At 72.2% G+C, this 4,580-nt stretch carries 4 protein-coding genes; 1 reads left to right on the forward strand and 3 read right to left on the reverse strand.

Annotated features, from left to right (window positions below; all coding sequences use genetic code 11):
• On the forward strand, positions 1-730 hold a 730-nt coding region (locus AOK00_RS24130), incomplete at its 5' end, for a class I SAM-dependent methyltransferase (RefSeq protein WP_055602385.1).
• Between the two features lie 31 nt (positions 731-761).
• On the opposite strand, the gene AOK00_RS24135 is transcribed toward AOK00_RS24130, so the two are convergent.
• From AOK00_RS24135 to AOK00_RS24145, 3 genes are all read right to left on the reverse strand, one after another.
• Complete coding sequence (locus AOK00_RS24135; RefSeq protein ID WP_055602386.1) at positions 762-1,229, reverse strand: RICIN domain-containing protein; 468 nt, start codon at positions 1,227-1,229, stop codon at positions 762-764.
• Between the two features lie 174 nt (positions 1,230-1,403).
• Entirely contained in the window at positions 1,404-2,192 is a 789-nt protein-coding gene (locus tag AOK00_RS24140) for an aldo/keto reductase (protein ID WP_055602388.1), read from the reverse strand.
• Between the two features lie 200 nt (positions 2,193-2,392).
• Entirely contained in the window at positions 2,393-4,216 is a 1,824-nt protein-coding gene (locus AOK00_RS24145; protein ID WP_055602387.1) for an AMP-dependent synthetase/ligase, read from the reverse strand.
• Positions 4,217-4,580 lie beyond the last annotated feature (364 nt).

The raw sequence follows: 4,580 nt of genomic DNA on the forward strand, positions 1-4,580 counted from the left end.
CGTCCGCCGGATCCTCGACGTCGGCAGCGGCCCCGGTGTCATCACCGGCGTCCTCGCCGAGGCCTTCCCGTCGGCCGGGGCGGTCGCCGTCGACGGCAGCCCCGAACTCCTCGTCCGCGCCCGTGAACGCGCAGGGGAACGAGGCCTCGGCGCCCGGGTCTCCACGCTCCACGCCGAACTCCCGGAAGGCATCGCCGAGCTGGGGAAGGCCGACGTGATCTGGGCGGGCAACTCCCTGCACCACATCGGCGACCAGCGGGCCGCGCTCGTCGAGTTCGCGGGTCTGCTGAACTCCGGCGGCCTGATGGTCCTCGTCGAGGGCGGGCTGCCCGGCCGGCACCTGCCCTGGCACATCGGCTTCGGCCGGCCGGGCCTGGAGGCGCGCCTCGACGCCGCCAACGCCGACCGGTTCGCCGAGATGCGCGCCGAGACCCCCGGGCACAAGGACGAGCCGGACGACTGGCGGGCCCTGCTCGCCGACGCGGGACTCACCCCCGCCGGCACCCGCACCTTCCTCACCGACGTTCCCGCGCCGGTGTCCCCGGTCGTACGGGAGCTGGCCCTCACCCACTTCGGCCGGGTCCGGGACAGCTTCGACGACCGGCTCGACGCGGACGACCGCGCGATGCTCGACCGGCTCCTCGACCCGGCCGACGAGCTGTCCCTCCACCACCGCACGGACCTGTTCTACCTCGCGGCCCGTACGGTCCACACCGCTCGCAAGGGCTGAGGACCGCCGCGCCCGCCCGTACCCCGGCAGGTCAGGACACCGGTTCCAACCGCCACCACTGGAACGGGGAGTCGGTGTCCTCCCACTGCCGTACCTTGCCGCCGTCCTCCTTCGAGCCGTCGGCGACCTCCAGGAACAGGCCGCTGACGAAGCTCACCAGGGCCACCGTCCCGGGCGCCTGGAGGTCCTGCTCGATGATCCACTCCTGCGCGCCGAAGTTGTTCGCCTTCCACTGCTGGATGGCGGCGCCGTTCTCCGTGGACGCGTTGGCGACGTCGAGCCGCTTGCCGCTGGCCGCGTTGACCAGGTGGTGGAGCCCGCCGCCGTTCTGCACGGAGGTGATGTGCCAGTGCTGGCCGGGCGTGCCGTTCTCGGTGCCCTGCTGCACCTGGGCACCGCTGCGGCTCGACCCCTCGTACACCTCGAGGAGCAGCCCGCTGGCCACGTTCCGCACCCGGTAGAGGCCCTCCTCGACGGGCACCGGGGAACCACCACTCACCGAATCGACTCCCTCGCTCGCGTTCGCCGCACTGCTGCACGGTCCGCCGTCGACTCTATGCCGGGGGTACGACAACGGCGCCGGGGTCCGGGTGGACCTCGGCGCCGTCGTCAGCACGCGACCGCTGGTGCGCGACCGGTGTCACGCGAGCCGTCAGGCGCGCCACGCGACCCGTCAGGCGCCGAACTCCGCCGGGTTCGGGCCCAGTCGGCGGTTCTCGTCGAGGGCGGCGATCGCCTGAAGGTCCTCGGCGTCCAGCTCGAACCCGAAGACGTCGATGTTCTCCTGGATGCGGGACGGGGTGACCGACTTCGGGATCACCACGTTCCCCAGCTGGAGGTGCCAGCGCAGCACGACCTGGGCCGGCGTCCGCCCGTGCTTGCGGCCGATCGCGACGATCGCCGGCACGTCCAGGAGCCCCTTGCCCGAGCCGAGCGGCGACCACGCCTCGGTCGCGATGCCGTACCGGGCGTGCGCCTCGCGCGAGGCCCGCTGGGAGAGCTGCGGGTGGAGCTCGATCTGGTTGACGGCGGGCACGACCGACGTCTCGCCGATCAGCCGTTCCAGGTGCTCAGGGAGGAAGTTCGAGACGCCGATCGCCTTGGCGCGCCCGTCCGCGTAGATCTTCTCGAACGCGCGGTAGGTGTCGACGTACGCGTCCTTCGAGGGGACCGGCCAGTGGATCAGGTACAGGTCGACGTAGTCGAGCCCCAGCTTGTCGAGCGAGGCGTCGAAGGCCTTCAGCGTCGGGTCGAAGCCCTGCTCGCTGTTCCACACCTTGGTGGTGACGAACAGGTCCTCGCGGGCGATCCCGGACGCGGCGACGGCACGGCCCGTGCCCTCCTCGTTGCCGTAGATCGCGGCGGTGTCGATCGAGCGATAGCCGGCCTCCAGAGCGGTCGCCACCGCCGTCGCGGCCTCGTCGTCCGGCACCTGCCAGACGCCGAAGCCCAGCTGCGGCATCCGCACGCCGTTGTTCAGGGTGACCGAGGGAACCTTGCTGTCCGTGCTCACGTGGAGGGGATCCTTACGTTGTCGCGGGTCCTGACTGACTGCTCCCACCTTCAACGATCCGGGGCGGCCCCGCATTCCGCTCCCGCGTCGCGTCGCCTCCGGGCTTCCCGTCGCCTCCCCGTGCGCAGCGACGTCCCGCCGGGCACGGCTCAGCCGTACAGCGCCGCGACCTCCGCCGCGTACGCCCGCTCGATCGCCTTCCGCTTCAGCTTCAGGGACGGGGTCAGCAGCCCGTGCTCCTCGCTGAACGGATGCGCCAGGATCCGGAAGGTGCGGATGGACTCGGCCTGCGAGACCAGCGTGTTCGCCGCCACCACCCCCCGCCGGATCTCCGTCTCCAGGGACGGATCGCGTACGAGCTCCGCCGGTGCGAGCGGCGCCCGCCCCTGCATCGCGAGCCAGTGCTCCACCGCCTCCTGGTCGATGGTCACGAGCGCGGCGATGTACGGCCGGTCGTTGCCGACGACGATGCACTGGGCGATCAGCGGATGCGCGCGCACCCGCTCCTCAAGGGCCGTCGGCGCGACGCTCTTGCCGCCCGAGGTCACCAGGATCTCCTTCTTGCGCCCGGTGATCGTCAGATAGCCGTCCTCGTCGAGGGAGCCCAGGTCCCCGGTGGCCAGCCAGCCGTCGTTGAGGACGGCGGCCGTCGCCTCGGGGGCGTTGAGGTAGCCGGAGAAGACCTGGCCGCCGTGCAGCCACACCTCGCCGTCCTCCGCGATGTGCACCGTCGTCCCGGGGACGGGCTGCCCCACGGTGCCGTACCGCGTCCGCTCCGGCGGGTTCGCGGTCGCGGCCGCCGAGGACTCCGTCAGGCCGTACCCCTCGAAGACCGTGACCCCCGCACCCGCGAAGAACAGCCCCTGCCGGCGGTCCATCGCGGAACCGCCCGACATCGCGTGCCGGAGCCGTCCGCCGAGGGCCGCGCGGACCTTCGCGTAGACCGTCCTCTCGAAGAACTGGTGCTGCAGGCGCAGCGCCGCCGACGGCCCCGGGCCGGTGCCGAAGGCCTTGTGCTCCAAGGCCTCCGCGTACGCGACCGCCACCTCCACGGCCTTGTCGAACGGGCCGCTCCTCCCCTCCCGCTCCGCCTTGCGCCGCGCCGCGTCGAAGACCTTCTCGAAGACGTACGGAACGGCCAGGACGAAACTCGGCCGGAACGCGGCGAGGTCCGGGATCAGCTCCGCCGCCGCCATCACCGGCTGGTGCCCCAGCTTCACCCCGGTCCGGACCGCCGCGACCTCCACCATCCGCCCGAAGACGTGCGCGAGCGGCAGGAACAGCAGCGTCGACGCCTCCTCGCCGGGCCGGGAACGGAACACCGACTCCCAGCGGCCCACCAGCATGTCCGTCTCGAACATGAAGTTGGAATGGGTGATCACACAGCCCTTGGGGCGGCCGGTCGTCCCCGACGTGTAGATGACCGTCGCCACCGTCTCCGGGGTCACAGCCCGCCGGTGCCGGTGCACGACCTCCTCGTCGATGTCCGCCCCGGCGGCCGTCAGCTCGGCCACCGCGCCCGCGTCCAGCTGCCACAGGCGCTGGAGCCGGGGCAGCCGGTCGATCACCGAGCCGATCGTCATCGCGTGGTCCTCGTGCTCCACCACGCAGGCCGTGACCTCGGAGTCGTGCAGCATCCAGAAGACCTGCTCGGCGGAGGACGTCGGATAGATCGGCACGGGCTGCGCGCCGAGCGTCCACAGCGCGAAGTCGAAGAGCGTCCACTCGTAGCGGGTGCGGGCCATGACGGCGACCCGGTCGCCGAACCGCACGCCCTCCGCGATCAGCCCCTTCGCCAGGCCCAGGACCTCGTCCCGGAACCGCGTGGCCGTCACGTCCCGCCACGCGCCGTCCGGACCCTTCCGGCCGAACGTGACCCGGTCGGGCTCCGTCAGGGCACGCTCGAACACGGCGTCCGCCAGACCGCCGACCTGAGGCGCCGCCTCGACGGGCGGCACGGTGAACTCGCGCACTGACCTGCTCCTCGACGGCTCGATGGCTGGAAAAGCTCGTTGTAGCGCTCCGTACAGCGCGGGTGACGGTACCCCACCCGACTGCCCTGTGGGAGGGCCTTCACCAAGCCGGGACATTCCGTGTTCGTACAGGTCAGGGTGGGTGGCGGAGGTGAGCCACGGGCGCTGCCGGGGCAATACCGACCGCTCGGTACGTCCACCGGGCGGGAATCTCCACGGAATCTGTACGGGCCGCTCACGGGCCGCCACCCGACGAGGCACGGCACCTGCACGTGCAAGGCCGCCCGCCCGTGCGGGGCTGCCCTCCGCCGGGACGCCCCCCGCCCGGCACGGGGCCGCTCCGCGTCCGGTCAGCCCGGACCGG

The organism is Streptomyces aureus (assembly GCF_001418135.1).
Lineage (GTDB): Bacteria > Actinomycetota > Actinomycetes > Streptomycetales > Streptomycetaceae > Streptomyces > Streptomyces aureus_A.

Bases quoted from the DNA above. Each gene is read 5' to 3' on its own strand.
- AOK00_RS24140 (WP_055602388.1), bottom strand. From the start codon at position 2,192: ATGCCGCAGCTGGGCTTCGGCGTCTGGCAGGTGCCGGACGACGAGGCC.